Below are 13,423 nucleotides of genomic sequence, written 5' to 3'. Positions count from 1 at the left end.
CCCTCAGGGCTTGTACTTCCACACGCTCTTGTAGCTGCCGGGCACCAGCGCCATGCTGCTGCCGTCGAACTTGATGTAGATCGCAGACTCTTGCGCCGCGCGGTCGTCGGGGCCGAACTCGATGGGGCCGGCCATCACGCCGGAGTCGAACTTCATCGTCGACAGCGCCGTGAGCACCTTCTCGCGCGTGGGGTTCGGGCCGGCCGCCTTCAGCGCGTTGACCACCGCCATCGCCGGGGGAATGCCGTAGGGCATGTAGGCCTGCGGATGGCCGGGCTTGGAGGCCAGGTCGGGGTAGGCGGCCTTGTACATGTCGTACACCCACTTCAGCTTGGGACCGCCGGGCACGTCGGCCAGCACTTCCTGGATGTAGACGTTCTTGAAGGCGTCCTTGTTGCCGACGTTCTCCACCAGCTGCTTCAGGTCGGCGGTGGAGTTCACGGCCAGCACGATGGGCTTGTTGAAGCCCAGCTCGAAGGCGCGCTTGACGATCAGGCTCACGGGCCGCGCGTAGGTGGTGAGCAGCAGCACGTCGGGGTTGGCGGCCTTGATCTTCAGCATGGGCGCCGTGACGTCGGTGATGTTCGGGTTGACCGACTGCACCTGCAGGTCGATGCCGCCGAGCGCCTTGGCCTGCGCCTGGGCCGACTCCAGGTTCCAGCCGCCGTAGGCGTCGTCGTGGTTGATGTAGCCGATCTTCTTCGCCTTGAGCTGCTCGCTCGCGAACTGCACCATCGAGCCACCCACCGCGTGCTGCGAGATGGAGAACGCGCCGTAGATGTACTTCGACGGCGGATACAGCGCGCCGTCGCCCGAGGCGTTGAGCATCACCAGCGGGATCTTCGCGCGCTCGACGTATTCGCGCGCGCCCACCACGGCGGCCGAGCAGGAGCCGCCGTTGAGCAGGAACACCTGGTCCTGCTCGGTGAGCTTCTTCACCGCGGCCAGCAGGTCGTTGGCGTTGCAGCGGTCGTCTTCCACCACCAGCTCGATCTTGCGGCCGTTCACGCCGCCTTCCTTGTTGACCTTGTCGTAGTACATCTTCGCGGCGTTGATGACGTCGAAGCCGTAGTTCATCGACGCGCCCGACATCGGCGAGAACATGCCGATCTTGATGGTCTTGTCGGTGAGGCCGGGTTCGGCCTGCGCGAGCGCGGCGGGCGACGCCGCGCAGAGCGCTGCGCCGAGTGCCAGGGGTGCGAGGGCAGAAATCAGGAAGTTCTTTTTCATGAGCTGTCTCCGTTCGTTGGAATGAAGGGGTGAAGGACCGGCGCGGCGCCGCGTCACTGCATGCGGTAGCCGCCGTTGACGTCGATCACGTTGCCCGTGATGTACGCCGCCTGTTCCGAGACCAGGTAGTCGACCGCGCCCGCCACGTCGTCCACCGTGCCGATGCGCCCGAGCGGGATGCTGGCGGCGGCCGCGTCGAGCGCGCCGCTGCTGCGTACGGTGCCGCGCAGCATGTCGGTGTCGATCAGGCCGGGCGCCACCGAATTGACGGTGATGCCCATGTGCGCCGATTCGCGCGCCATGGCCTTGGTGAGGCCCAGCACTGCCGACTTGGCACCGATGTAGGTGGCGCTGGAGCGGTAGCCGCCGAGCTGCGCCGCCACCGAGCCGAAGGTGACGATGCGCCCGTGCGCCACGGGCTTCGCCTCGCGCCGGCGCAGGTATGCACGCCCGCAGAGGAACACGCTGCGCGCGTTCACGGCGAAGGTGCGCTCCCAGTCTTCGAGCGTGGTGTCCTTGATGAGGGAGCGCTCGCCGCCCGGCATCAGCAGCACGCCGGCCACGCAGACCAGCGCGGCGATGGGGCCGATGCTGCCCTCGATGTCGTCGAACACGGTCTCGACCGCCGCTTCATCGCTCACGTCGAACTGGCGGAAGTGGTGCCCCTCGCCCATCGACTGCGCCACGGCGCGCGCGTTGTCGCCGTCGATGTCGGCCACCACGACGCGAAGGCCGCTGGCCGCGAGCCGGCGGCACACGGCCTCGCCGATGCCCCGGCCGCCGCCGGTCACGAGGGCCAGCCGGCCGTGGGGTTGTGCATGATGTTCCGCCATGGGCTGCAGGGTCTCCGGGCCGCGCAGGGGCGGCTTGAAAGTTGATCGAGGGCCGCATTGTGTATACATGAAATCATTCATGCGCCCTCGTTTACCCTAATAACTCGAACTATTCGTTCAATTTCACGGTATCATGTATACCTGACATGGACACACTCTCCCAACAAGTCACAGAGACGCTGCGCACCTGGATCCTTCACGGCAGGCTCTCGCCGGGCATGCGCGTGGAGGAAGTGCCGATCGCCGAAAGCCTCAAGGTGTCGCGCACGCCGGTGCGCGCCGCGCTGGCCGCGCTGGCGATGGAAGGGCTGATCGACCATCAGCCGAAGAAGGGCTACCTGGTACGCGCCTTCGCGCTCGAGGACATCCTCGCGGCCTACGAGGTGCGCGCGGTGCTGGAGGGGCTGGCCTGCCGGCGCTTCGCGGCGCTGGGCGTGGACGAGCCCACCGCCGCCCTGCTGCGCGAATGCCTGCGCGAGGGCGACGAAATACTTGCGAAGGGAAAGCTGCTGGTGGAAGACCTCGCGCCCTACCAGCAGATGAACGTGAAGCTGCACAACGCGCTGATGCACGGCGCGGGCAACCAGTGGATCGTGCGCTTCGGCGCGCAGGCGCAGGCGGTGCCCTTCGCGTCGGACCGGATCATGCTGTGGAACGACCACGGCGTGATCCTGCGTTCGCACGACGACCACCACCGCATCGTGCAGGCCGTGATTTCAGGCGACGCGGCCCGCGCCGAGCAGCTGATGCGCGAGCACGTGTATTACGCCGGCATCCTGCTGCGCGACAACTACCAGCGGCTGCTGGACGAACGCAGCCGCGACGGGCTGCCGCCCACGCTCGTCACGAACGAGCAGCCGGCTTCCTGATGCGCAGCATGCCCTCCTGCGCGGCCGAGGCCACGAGCCGGCCGTCGCGCGCATAGAGGCTGCCACGGCACAGGCCGCGCGCGCCGCCGGCGCTGGGCGAATCGAGCACGTACAGCAGCCAGTCGTCCATGCGGAAATCGCGGTGGAACCACATCGCGTGGTCGAGGCTGGCCGGGCGCACCTGACCGCTCATGAAGCTCAGGCCGTGCGGCAGCATCGCGGCGCGCAGCAGGCCGTGGTCGGAGGCGTAGGCCAGCAGCGCGCGGTGCACCATCGGGTCGTCGGGCAGCGGCGCGATGGCGCGCATCCAGATGGCGCTCTGCGCCGAGGTCGGGCGCGGCAGCGGCGCCATCAGGTCCTCGGGATCGACACGGCGGTACTCGATGCCGTGCGGCTGGATCGCCTTGGTGCGCCACGGCTCCGGCAGGCGGTCGCCGAGGGCGATGCGCTGGTCGAGCTCGCTGATCAAGCCCTCGGGGCCGGCCACCTGGGGCATGTCGAACTGGTGCTCGACGCCCTCGTCCACGGTCTGGAACGAGGCCGACATTTCAAAAATGATGCGCTCCTGCTGGCGCGCCACCACATGGCGGGTGGTGAAGCTGCGGCCGTCGCGCACGCGGTCGACGCTGTACTCGATGGGTGCATGCTCGCCCGGCAGCAGGAAGTAGGCGTGCATCGAATGCACCGGGCGCTCGGCGCCCACGGTGAGGCTCGCGGCCATCAGCGACTGGCCCAGCACCTGGCCGCCGAACACGGCGGGCGTGCCGATGTCCTCGCTCTGGGCCCTGAAGCGGTCGCCGCCCAGTGGCTCGAGCTGCATGAGCGCGACGAGTTCGTTGACGAGGCGGGAGGCGGTGGCGGAATCGGTGGTCATCGGAGGGGAAGGCAGTCGGAAAGCAACCCTCGACCATAGCAAAGCCCGCGCCCGCCGGCTGTCGCGGGCCTGTCAGCGGCCTTGCGCTACTTGTAGAAGCACATGCCCATGAGACGGGCGCGGCAGCCGTAGTCCGTGCCGCCCTGCACGACGCGCACCGGCACGCCGGCCAGCAGCAGCGAGCCGTCGTCGGCATACACCAGCGGCGAAGGCGCGGCCTTGCTGAAGGGGGCGCTGAGCGTTTCCTGCTCGACGTAGCCCAGGTACTGCCGCCGGGAGAAGTCGACCGTGTCGGCCGACTTCAGCGGCGCCGCCGCATAGCGCTTGCCGTAGACGGTGCCGAAGTAGCGCAGCGTCGGCCCGGGCCGGTCGCCGTATTTCGCGTCGGTTTTGGCAAAGCCGGTCTGGATCAGGAAGGCCCGGTCTTCAGGCGTCAGGTCGGCATCGAAAGCCATCAGCACGTACTGGCCCTCGAAGCTCTGGTTGCGCGCCACCTTGAACTCCCCCAGCAGCGCAGGCGTGACCTTGGTGCGCCCTTCCCAACGCAGCAGCGCCGCCACGGAAGGATCGCCGTCGAACACGTAGTGGTAGTTCTCGCCGGCGATGGCAACCTTGCGGCCGTCCTTGGCCGCGAAGAAGCTCAGCAGCCGGTCCTTGCCGTGCACCGGCTCGCCTTCGGGAGTACTGGCGCAGCCGGCCAGCGAAAGACCGATGGCGGCGCAGGTCAGCGCCAGAAGGGTGCGACGCGCGGGTGTCGACAACGAAGGGAAGTGCACGTTTCGTCCGGGGTTCGAGTTCATCAAGCCCCGGACTCTAGCGCGCCGCTGCGCTCAGCGGTCGAGGTCGACGCCGTCGGCGAGCAGCTTTTTCTGCAGCGCGGGAACGTCCACCTGCGCGAAGCTGCCGCCGCCCAGCGACGCCGCCGCCGTGCCCGCGGCCTGCCCCATGACGAAGCAGCCGCCGCTCGCGCGCGCGGCCGACTGGCCCTCGTGCGTCATCGACGCGCAGCGCCCGGCAACCAGCAGGTTGTCGAGCGTCTGCGGCACCAGCATGCGCCAGGGCAGGTGGTTGTAGGCGTTGTTTTCATCGTCCGGGAAGGCCCACACGATGCGGCCATCGGCGTGCATCTCCATCGGCCAGGCGTTCAGGCCGATGTTGTCGTCGAACTTCGCCGAGCCCAGGATGTCCTCGCGCCCGAGCGCGTACAGGCCCTGGATGCGCCGCGTCTCGCGGATGCCGACCTGCGGAGCGATCTCCACGATGGCCGACTGCGCGAAGCCCGGCACCTCGGCCTGCAGGAACCTGAAGTACTCGCTGATCTGGCGGCGACCTTCGAGTTCGCCCTCGGTGAGCTCGCGCGCATCGACGCCGTTCATCGCGCGGCCCTGCGAATTGCGGATCTGCGTGACGTTGGCGCGCCATTCGCGCGGGTCCTTGTTGGGCCGCAGGATCGCGCCCTCGCGCGGGAACTTGTAGACGCCCGGCTTCTGCTGCTCGGCGCGCGCCATGAAGTCGTTGATGGCCTTGAACTCGCCCACCGCCTCCAGCGCGGCCGGCGCGTCGACCTGGCCGATGCGGAACATCGTGGTCGGAAAGAGCCCGCTGCCGTGGCCGTCGCCCACCTCGAAGGACACGCCCGCGAAGGCGGCCACGTCGGCGTCGCCGCTGGCGTCGATGAAGGCATTGGCGCGGATGGCCTGACGGCCCGACTTGGTCTCGACCACCAGCGCCGCGATGCGGTCGCCGTCGCGGATCACCGCAGCCGCGTACGCATGGAACAGCAGCTTCACACCCGCGTCACCCAGCAACTGGTCTGCGGCGAGCTTGTAGGCCGAGGTGTCGTACGAGCGCACGCAGATGCGCCCGCCCATGCCGTTCTGCGGCTGGTTCATGCCGTTGAAGCCGGCGATGCGATCGATCAGCTCGTCGACCACGCCGCGCACCAGCTGCGTCATCTCGCCCTTGCGCTTGCCGTACAGGCCCGCGAAGTTGGTGACGCCGCCGGCCGTGCCCATGCCGCCGAGAAAGCCGTAGCGCTCCACCAGCAGCGTATTGGCGCCGTGGCGCGCGGCGCTCACGGCAGCCGCGATGCCGGCGGGGCCGCCGCCGACCACCACCACGTCGTATTCGCCGAAGACCGGCAGCGCGCGCGCCGGTTCGTTCAATGTCCGGGCTGTCATCACTGCAACTTGATGCCGCGGGCCGAGATGATCTTGGTCATGATCGCGGCCTCTTCGTTGACGCGGGTGCGCATGCCGTCCGGCGAGGTGCCCACGGCCTGCCAGCCCTGCTCGAAGAGCTTGCGGCGCACGTCGGGGTTCTTCATCACGGCTTCGAGTTCGCGGCTGATGCGCGCCTGCGCCACCTTCGACAGGTTGGCCGGGCCCAGCAGCGCCACCCACACCTCGAGGTTGAAGTCCTTCACGCCGGCGTCGGACAGCGGCGGGATCTCGGGCACCAGCGCGCTGCGGCCACCCGTGAGGCCGATGGCCTTGAGCTTGCCGGCCTTGATCTGCGGCATGGCCACGCCCGGCGGGATCAGGCCCATCTGCACCTGGTCGCCCAGCATCGCGGTGATGACCTGCGGGTTGCCCTGGTAGGGCACGTGCTCGGGCTTGAAGCCGGGCACGCGGGTCTTGAGCAGCTCCATGCCCAGGTGGCCGACCGAGCCGATGCCCACCGAACCGTAGTTCCACTTGTCGCCAGCCTTGCGGCCTTCGTCGAAGAAGGCGGTGCCCGAGGGCAGGTTGTTCTGCGCCACCAGAACCAGCGGCGCGGTCGCGATCAGCGAGAGGTACGTGAAGTCCTTGACCGGGTCATAGGGCAGCTTGGGGTAGAGCATCTTCGACGACGTGAGGTTGCCGTTGATGACGAGTCCCAGCGTGTGGTCGTCGGTGGCCTTGGCCACCTGGTCGGCCGCGATGTTGCCCGAGGCGCCGGCCTTGTTGTCGACCACGATCGGCTGGCCCAGCGCCTTCGACAGCGGCTCGGCAATGGTGCGCGCGGCAATGTCTGGCGTGGAGCCGCCCGGGAAGCCCACCAGCAGGCGGATCGGCTTGTTCGGCCAGGCGGCGTTGTCTGCGCTGGCGCTCAGGGGCAGCGCGGCAGCGGCGGCCAGGCCGCAGGCAATCAAAAGGGCTCTCTTGGTGGCGTGCATGAAGGGAAAGTGTGAAAAAGTTGTCAAAAACCAAAGAGGGCCAGCTTAACTGCCGGAGAAGACACCGGGCAAGACCGGAGCCCGGCAATGCCCTCGCTATTCGAGGCTGATGTTGCCCCTGCGCACCAGCTCGCCGTACACCTTCGACTTGGCCTCGGCGTTGCGCTCGATCTCCTCGGGCGACCATGCGAGCGGCTCGAAGGCGAAGGTGTCGAAGCGGGCGCGGATTTCCGGGTCGGCGATGACCTTGGCCACGTCGGCATTGATCTTCGCCTTGATGGCCGCCGGCACGCCCTTGGGCGCGAGCAGCGACACGAAGGAGTTGACCTCCAGCGAGGCCGGGCCGCCGGCCTCGGCCATGGTCGGCACGTCGGGCATCTGCGGAATGCGCTTGCTCGCCGCGACCGCGATGTATCGCAGCTTGCCGGCCTTGTAGATGCCCTGGCTCGACGGAATGCTCGCGAAGGCCCACGGCACCTCGCCGGTGCCCACGTTGGAATAGAGCTGCGACACCTCGCGGTACGGCGCGTGGCGCATATGGATGCCGGTGAGCGCCTCCAGCTGCTGCGCGCCCAGGTGGCCCGGGCTGCCCACGCCCCACGAGCCGTAGACGATGCCGTCGGGGTTGGCCTTGGCGGCACCGATCAGGTCGCCCATGTTCTTCCACTTCGACTCGGTGGCCACGGCCACGAAGAAGGGCGTGCGAAAGAGCGAGGCCACGGGGTCGAAGTGCTGCAGCGTCACGAAGTTGCGCGACTTGTACAGGTGCGGCAGCGCGGCGATGTGCTCGCTGTCGAGCTGCAGCAGCGTGTAGCCGTCGGGCGCGCCGCGGCGGGCCTGGTCGATGGCGATGAAGCCGCCGCCGCCGGGCCTGTTGTCGATGACCACGCGTTGGTTCCACAGGCGCGAGAGCTTGTCGGAGACGAGGCGCAGCACCGCGTCGGGGCCGCTGCCCGCGGCGAAGGGCGTGACCAGGGTCACGGGCTTGCTGGGGTAGTCGGCGGCTTGTGCCAGAGCTCCGGTGGTGGCCGTCAGGGCCAGGAGGCCCGTCAGCAGTACGCGCGAAAAGTTCATGTCTTCTGTCTCCTGGGCCTTCGGCCTCGATGGTTATGAATGCGGAAAGAAAGCTGCTTCAGTGCGGCGAGAGCGCGGCTGCGGCTTCGGCGACGGCCGCGGGCGAAGGACGCAGCGCCTCGGGCGCGTCGTCCAGGCAGCGCTCGGGCCGCCATGCGTAGAGCCACTCGACCGCGTCGTAGAAGCGCTCGGGCGTACGGCCCGGCCACAGGCTGTTGCGCACCAGGCGCTCCACGCCCTTGGCGTGATACAGGCGCCCCATCTCGCGCACGGACAGCACCACGCGCGCCGTGCGGGCGACGCGCGCCGCCTCGTAGAGCTTGAAGGCGGCAGGCATGTCGAAACCGCAGGCCTTCACTGCCTCGCCGAGCGTCACGGCGTCTTCCAGCGCCATGCAGGCTCCCTGCGCGAGGTACTGCATCATGGGATGCGCCGCGTCGCCCAGCAGCGTGGCCGGGCCCTCGCTCCAGCGTTCGACCGGATCGCGATCGGCAGTGCTCCAGCGGCGCCACGAGGTCGGGCGGTCGAGCAGCTGGCGCGGGCGCGCATGCACGCCCTCGAAGTACGAGAGCACTTCTTCCTTGCTGCCGTCGGTCACGCCCCACTCCTCCTGCTCGCGGCTGTGGAAGGTGACGACCAGGTTGTATTGCTCGCCGTGGCGCAGCGGGTAGTGCACCAGATGGCAGTTAGGGCCGGCCCAGACCACCGGCGCGTTCCAGCGCAGGTCGGCCGGCATGTCGGCAGCCGGCACCACGGCACGGTAGACCACGTGGCCCGACACGCGCGGCGCATCGCCGATGAGCTTGCTACGCACCACCGACTTCACGCCGTCGCAGCCGACGATGGCGTCGGCCTTGAAGCTGCGGCCGTCGCGGGTGATTGCCGTGACGCCCTGCCCTCCCAGTTCGATGGACTCGACTTGCGCCGAAGTGTGGAAGCGGATCAGCGGATGCTGCTTCACGGCTTCATGGATCGCGCCATGCAGGTCGGCGCGGTGGCTCACCGCATACGGATTCTTGAAGCGCGCGCGGAAGGCTTCACCGACCGGCACCGAAGCCACTTCGCCGCAATCGACGGCGTCCATCATCACCAGCCGGTCGGTGAACACCGAGCCCCGGCGCACCGCCTCGCCAACGCCCAGCGCGTCGAGCGCGGCGAAGGCATTGGGGCCGAGCTGCAGGCCGGCGCCGATCTCGCCGATGATGGCGCTCTGCTCGAGCAGGTCGATGGCAACGCCCAGCCGCGCGAGCGCCAGCGCGGCGGCCATGCCGCCGATGCCGCCGCCGACCAGCAGCACGGTGGGAGGGTTCTTCGATGAGGTCATGGCGGGCTCGTGCGGTGAAGAAGATCAGTCGATCTGCACAGTCAGCGAAGGCAGGCGCTCGATGCTCACCTTGATGGTCTGGCCCGGCTTCACCGCGCCCACGCCTTCGGGCGTGCCGGTGAAGATCAGGTCGCCGGGCTGCAGCGTGAAGAGCGTCGAGAGGTTGGCGATGACCTCGTTCACCGACCAGATCAGGTGCGTGATGTCGCTCTTCTGGCGCACCTCGCCGTCCACTTCGAGCACGATGGCGCCAGCGTTGATCTCGCCCACGTCGGCCAGCGTGCGCAGCGGCGCGACGGGCGCGGAGAAGTCGAAGGCCTTGCCGATCTCCCACGGGCGGCCCTGCTCGCGCATTTTCATCTGCAGGTCGCGGCGGGTCATGTCCAGGCCCACGGCGTAGCTGTGGATGTGGCTGGCGGCCTGCTCGACCGGGATGTTGCTGCCGCCCTTGCCGATGGCGACCACCAGCTCGGCCTCGTAGTGGTAGTTGCTGGTGAGCGGCGGGTAGGGAATGGACGCGCCCTTGCCGTCGAACACCGGCACCACCGAGGCGTCGTCGTTGGGCTTGCAGAAGAAGAAAGGTGGCTCGCGGTCGGGGTCGAAGCCCATCTCGCGCGCATGGGCCGCGTAGTTGCGGCCGACGCAGTAGACGCGGCGCACGGGGAACTGCTGGTCGGAGCCCACGATGGGCAGGCCGACGATGGAAGGAGGCGTGAAGACGAAGGACATGGGAGGCTCCTGCCGCTCGGGGCGGCACAACGGTCAAACAGGAAAAGGGACGATCGCCTCGGGCTTCAGGCGTCTTCGAGGAAGGCTTCGCGCAGGATGCCCATGGCCTGCTGCACCGGACGGTCGGAGAAGCTGAAGAGCACGGCGTCTTCGCTCGGCGACGACAGCTTCAGTGGTGCCCACGAGGGCACGACGAAGGTGTCGCGCGGGCCGAACGCGAAGCGCTGGCCGGCGATCTCGGCCGTGCCGTGGCCCTCGACCACGCTGTACACGGCGCCGTCGGTCGCGCGATGCGTCCTGCCGGCGAAGCCCTTGGGAAGCAGCTGCAGGTTCGTCGAGATGGTCGGCATCGGCGAGCCGCCCGTCAGCGGGTTGATGTAGCGCAGCTTGTGCCCCAGCCAGGCATCGGGCGCTTCCTGCTTCTGCAGCTGCGCCAGCGCCTCGCGGCTGCGCGCATAGGGGTAGTTGAAGATCGGCGAGGTGGCCGACGCGTGGTCGTGCCGCACCGGCACCATGTTGTGGCCGAAGCGCGCGAGGCTGTTGCCCTCGGGGCGCGAGACGTGCTGCACCTTGGAATCGTCGTTCTCGGCGAAACCGGCGTCGAAGAAGCGCAGCATCGGGATGTCGAGGCCATCGAGCCAAACCACCGGCTCCACGCTGCCGCCGATGCCTTCGTTGCCGTGGTCGTGCCAGGCCCACGAGGGCGTGATGATGAAGTCGCCCGGGTACATGGTGGTGCGCTCGCCGCCCACCGTGGTGTAGGCGCCCTTGCCGTCGACGATGAAGCGCAGCGCCGACTGCACGTGGCGATGCGAGGGGGCGACCTCGCCCGGCATGATGAGCTGCAGCCCGGCGTAGAGCGACTGCGTGATCGACGAGTTGCCGGGCAGTGCCGGGTTCTCGAGCACCAGCACTCGGCGCACGGCCTCCTCGGCGGTGATGAGATCGGCCGACTGCATCAGCAGCGGGCGGATCTCGTCGTAGCGCCACAGGGCGGGCACGCAGGGCGTCTGCGGTTCCTTCGGCACCAGCGCATGCAGCGACTCCCACAGCGGCGTGAGGTGCAGCGGACGGATGCGGTCGTAGTAGTCGCGGCGTTCGGCCGCATTGGAGGGGGCGGGTTTCATGGGGCGGGTGTCTCCGTGGCGGCATTGTTGGCCCGCACCACTATTTCCTCAAGACCTACAGCCAATACACGGAATTCGAAATTTCGATAATGGTGTCTTTCGCACTCCCAGGCAGAAAGCCCATGTCCAAGCTCGACCTCGAATGGCTCGCCGTGTTCGACGAGGTCTACAAGACCGGCAATGTTTCGAAGGCGGCCGAACGGCTGGGCATGGCGCAGGCGGCGGCCAGCACCGCGCTCAACAAGCTGCGCGCGCACTTCGACGACCGCCTGTTCACCCGCACCGCCCAGGGCATGCAGCCCACGCCGCACGCCGAGCGCATCTACCCGAACCTGCGCGAGGCGCTGGCCCAACTGGCGCAGGCCCAGGGCAACCGCAGCAGCTTCGACCCCGCGCAGGCGCAACGGCGCTTTCGCATCTGCATGACCGACATCAGCGAGGTGGTGCTGCTGCCCGGCCTGCTCGACCACCTGCGGCATGCGGCGCCGGGGGTGCAGATCGAGACCGAGATCATCTCCACGATCAGCGGCCGCCGGCTGCAGGACGGCGAGGTCGACCTCGCGGTGGGCTTCATGCCGCAACTGGACGCGGGCTTCTACCAGCAGACGCTCTTCATGCAGAACTTCGTCTGCCTGGCGGCGCAGAACCACCCGCGCATCGGCGCCAGGCTCACGCGCAAGCGCTTCGAGGCGGAGGCGCATGCGGTGGTGTCGACCTCGGGCACCGGGCACGCCATCGTCGACACGACCATCGCGCGGCTGGGCCTGAAGCGCAACGTGGTGGTGCGGCTGTCGAGCTTCCTGAGCGTGGCGCGCATCGTGGCGCACACCGAGCTGATCGTGGTGGTGCCGCGCATCCTCGGCAAGGTGCTGGCCACGCAGGAGCCGGTGAAGCTGCTGGAGCCGCCCTTCACGCTGGCCGACTACGCGGTGAAGCAGCACTGGCACGAGCGCTTCCACGCCGACCCGGGCAACGCCTGGCTGCGGCGCACCCTGGCGCAACTGTTCAGCGGCAGCTAGCCGGGCGGGCCTGTCCGGACGACGGGCGGCACCGGAAAGCGTGCGCCCGCTCGCATAATCGCGGCTCCCCACTCCATAGCCATATTCACAAAGGCGGCTTCCATGTCTTCGATCACCCTGCGTTTTCTTGCCGAACCCAGCACCGTCAACTTCGGCGGCAAGGTCCACGGCGGCACGGTCATGAAGTGGATCGACGAGGCCGGCTACGCCTGCGCGACCAGCTGGGCCAAGCGCTATTGCGTCACCGCCTTCATCGGCAGCATCCGCTTTCACCGGCCGATCATGATCGGCGACCTCGTCGAGGTGGAGGCCCGCCTCGCCTACACCGGCAACACCAGCATGAACATCTCGGTCGAGGTGCGCAGCGGCGACATGAAGGGCGGCATGATGGAAAAGACCACCGAATGCCTGATCGTGTTCGTCTCGGTCGACTCGCACGGCCGGCCGCTGCCGGTAGAGGCCTACGTGCCCGGCACGCCCGGCGAAATGGCGCTGGCCGAGCGCGCCAAGGCACACCTGGACGCCAGCCGCGCGGCCGGCGGCACGCCCTGAGCCTTGGTCAGCGGGCCATCCCCGTAGACGCGAAGCTCTAATGCCGGGCGTGTCGAACGGCTAGAGTCAGGCGATTGTTTTCAAAGGAAGATTCGCATGGCTACCCAGGACGACGACAGCAACGGCAAGGCCGCCGACCGCATCAAGGATTCCGCCCAGCAGATCTGGCTTGCCGGCCTCGGTGCCTTCGCCAAGATGCAGCAGGAAGGCAGCAAGGCCTTCGAGGCGCTGGTCAAGGACGGCGCGGGCATGCAGAAGAAGACCCAGCAGGCCGCCGAGGAAACCCTGGCCCAGGCCCAGCAGCGCATGGCCGGCTTCGCCAGCGAGTTCGGCACCAAGGCCGCCGGCCAGTGGGGCAAGCTGGAGAACATCTTCGAGGAGCGCGTGGCGCGCGCGATGGAGAAGCTCGGCGCACCCAGTGCCGCCGACATGGCCGCGCTGCAGGCGCGCGTCGAGGCGCTCGAGGCCCAGCTGAAGAAATCGCAGGGCGCCGCCGCTCCGCGCAAGACCGCGGCCCGCAAGACGGCTGCCGCGCCGGCCGCCAAGAAAACCCTGCGCCGCAGCAAGGCGAGCTGAGCCGCATTGCGGCGCTGCACAAGAAATCAGCGCCCAGAAACATGTCCCGCACCGTTCAT

The 13,423-nt window shown here is 68.4% G+C and carries 14 protein-coding genes; 4 read left to right on the top strand and 10 right to left on the bottom strand.

Features of this window, described 5'->3' with window-relative positions:
• Positions 1-3: 3 nt before the first annotated feature.
• Together EJO71_RS11530 and EJO71_RS11525 are read right to left on the bottom strand one after the other, a co-directional pair.
• Positions 4-1,230: an ABC transporter substrate-binding protein gene (locus EJO71_RS11530; RefSeq protein ID WP_171022537.1), complete on the bottom strand. Its 1,227-nt coding sequence runs from the start codon at positions 1,228-1,230 to the stop codon at positions 4-6.
• Between the two features lie 53 nt (positions 1,231-1,283).
• A complete protein-coding gene (locus tag EJO71_RS11525) occupies positions 1,284-2,063 on the bottom strand; it encodes an SDR family NAD(P)-dependent oxidoreductase (protein WP_125948852.1) in 780 nt (259 codons plus the stop codon).
• A 146-nt stretch (positions 2,064-2,209) separates the two neighbouring features.
• Between EJO71_RS11525 and EJO71_RS11520 the strand changes: the two genes are divergently transcribed.
• Positions 2,210-2,932, top strand: coding sequence for a GntR family transcriptional regulator (locus EJO71_RS11520; protein WP_125948851.1), 723 nt, complete (start codon positions 2,210-2,212; stop codon positions 2,930-2,932).
• On the opposite strand, the gene EJO71_RS11515 is transcribed toward EJO71_RS11520, so the two are convergent.
• The 8 genes from EJO71_RS11515 to gtdA form a co-directional block, all read right to left on the bottom strand.
• Positions 2,907-3,806, bottom strand: coding sequence for an acyl-CoA thioesterase II (locus EJO71_RS11515; RefSeq protein ID WP_125948850.1), 900 nt, complete (start codon positions 3,804-3,806; stop codon positions 2,907-2,909). The two genes, EJO71_RS11520 and EJO71_RS11515, sit on opposite strands and share 26 nt — an antisense overlap.
• Before the next feature lie 86 nt (positions 3,807-3,892).
• Positions 3,893-4,606, bottom strand: a complete 714-nt coding sequence (locus EJO71_RS11510) for a hypothetical protein (protein WP_125948849.1) — start codon at positions 4,604-4,606, stop codon at positions 3,893-3,895.
• Between the two features lie 30 nt (positions 4,607-4,636).
• Positions 4,637-5,986 (bottom strand): FAD-dependent oxidoreductase, encoded by a 1,350-nt coding sequence (locus EJO71_RS11505; protein ID WP_125948848.1) that lies wholly within the window; start codon positions 5,984-5,986, stop codon positions 4,637-4,639.
• Complete coding sequence (locus EJO71_RS11500; RefSeq protein ID WP_125948847.1) at positions 5,986-6,963, bottom strand: tripartite tricarboxylate transporter substrate-binding protein; 978 nt, start codon at positions 6,961-6,963, stop codon at positions 5,986-5,988. The genes EJO71_RS11505 and EJO71_RS11500 overlap by 1 nt, the downstream gene beginning before the upstream one ends.
• 96 nt (positions 6,964-7,059) lie before the next feature.
• Complete coding sequence (locus EJO71_RS11495; protein ID WP_125948846.1) at positions 7,060-8,037, bottom strand: tripartite tricarboxylate transporter substrate binding protein; 978 nt, start codon at positions 8,035-8,037, stop codon at positions 7,060-7,062.
• A 58-nt stretch (positions 8,038-8,095) separates the two neighbouring features.
• Positions 8,096-9,361: a 3-hydroxybenzoate 6-monooxygenase gene (locus tag EJO71_RS11490; protein WP_125948845.1), complete on the bottom strand. Its 1,266-nt coding sequence runs from the start codon at positions 9,359-9,361 to the stop codon at positions 8,096-8,098.
• Positions 9,362-9,385: 24 nt separating this feature from the next.
• Positions 9,386-10,090, bottom strand: coding sequence for a fumarylacetoacetate hydrolase family protein (locus EJO71_RS11485; RefSeq protein ID WP_125948844.1), 705 nt, complete (start codon positions 10,088-10,090; stop codon positions 9,386-9,388).
• A 65-nt stretch (positions 10,091-10,155) separates the two neighbouring features.
• Positions 10,156-11,217, bottom strand: coding sequence for a gentisate 1,2-dioxygenase (gtdA, locus tag EJO71_RS11480; protein WP_125948843.1), 1,062 nt, complete (start codon positions 11,215-11,217; stop codon positions 10,156-10,158).
• A gap of 122 nt (positions 11,218-11,339) precedes the next feature.
• Here gtdA and EJO71_RS11475 point away from each other — a divergent pair, with 122 nt between their 5' ends.
• The 3 genes from EJO71_RS11475 (at position 11,340) to EJO71_RS11465 (ending at position 13,364) form a co-directional block, all read left to right on the top strand.
• Positions 11,340-12,236 carry a LysR family transcriptional regulator gene (locus EJO71_RS11475; protein ID WP_125948842.1) on the top strand — a complete coding sequence of 299 codons (897 nt, stop codon included), beginning with the start codon at positions 11,340-11,342 and terminating at the stop codon, positions 12,234-12,236.
• Between the two features lie 102 nt (positions 12,237-12,338).
• Positions 12,339-12,788: an acyl-CoA thioesterase gene (locus tag EJO71_RS11470; protein WP_125948841.1), complete on the top strand. Its 450-nt coding sequence runs from the start codon at positions 12,339-12,341 to the stop codon at positions 12,786-12,788.
• A 96-nt stretch (positions 12,789-12,884) separates the two neighbouring features.
• Complete coding sequence (locus EJO71_RS11465; protein WP_125948840.1) at positions 12,885-13,364, top strand: phasin family protein; 480 nt, start codon at positions 12,885-12,887, stop codon at positions 13,362-13,364.
• Positions 13,365-13,423 lie beyond the last annotated feature (59 nt).

Source organism: Variovorax sp. 679 (genome assembly GCF_003952185.1).
In the GTDB taxonomy this organism is placed as follows: Bacteria; Pseudomonadota; Gammaproteobacteria; order Burkholderiales; family Burkholderiaceae_C; genus Variovorax.
The sequence above is the reverse complement of the archived record's forward strand: the minus strand, read 5'-3'. Positions and strand labels throughout refer to the sequence as shown.